Source organism: Cellulomonas olei (genome assembly GCF_039548315.1).
Taxonomy (GTDB): Bacteria; Actinomycetota; Actinomycetes; order Actinomycetales; family Cellulomonadaceae; genus Cellulomonas.
Genome location: NZ_JBCLVN010000109.1, coordinates 1 through 430, shown reverse-complemented (window position 1 = coordinate 430; position 430 = coordinate 1). Strand labels below are relative to the sequence as shown.

The window sequence follows — 430 nt, the reverse complement described above, 5'->3', positions numbered from 1 at the left end:
TCGGGGACGGTCACGTCGAAGGCGATCTCGCTGGGGCTCGCGCCGGGGGCGAGGTAGGCGGACTCGTCGACCGCGACGCCGTTGACGGTGACGGGCGAGCCGTCGCCCGCGGAGGCCACGCGGTCGCCGGGCAGGCCGATGACGCGCTTGATGAGGTGGTCCTCGGACTGCTGCGGCATGAGGCCGATGACGATGAGCACGTCCTGCAGGGCGTTGGTCTCCGGGATGTCCTGGTCGGTCAGCCAGCCGCCGGGGTCGGCGAACACCACGATGTCGCCGCGGTGCAGGTCGAACGGGCCGGGCGCGAGCTTGTTCACCAGCACGCGGTCGCCCTCGAGCAGCGTGTCGTGCATGGACGCGCTGGGGATGAAGAACGCCTGCACCAGGAACGTCTTGACCACCCAGGACAGCACCACCGCGCTGACCAGGA

Annotated in this window: 1 protein-coding gene; it reads right to left on the bottom strand. The window is 70.5% G+C overall.

Annotated elements, in window-relative coordinates; all coding sequences use genetic code 11:
• A partial coding sequence (lepB, locus tag AAHH18_RS18260; protein ID WP_343302602.1) for a signal peptidase I occupies positions 1-430 on the bottom strand: 430 nt, incomplete at both ends.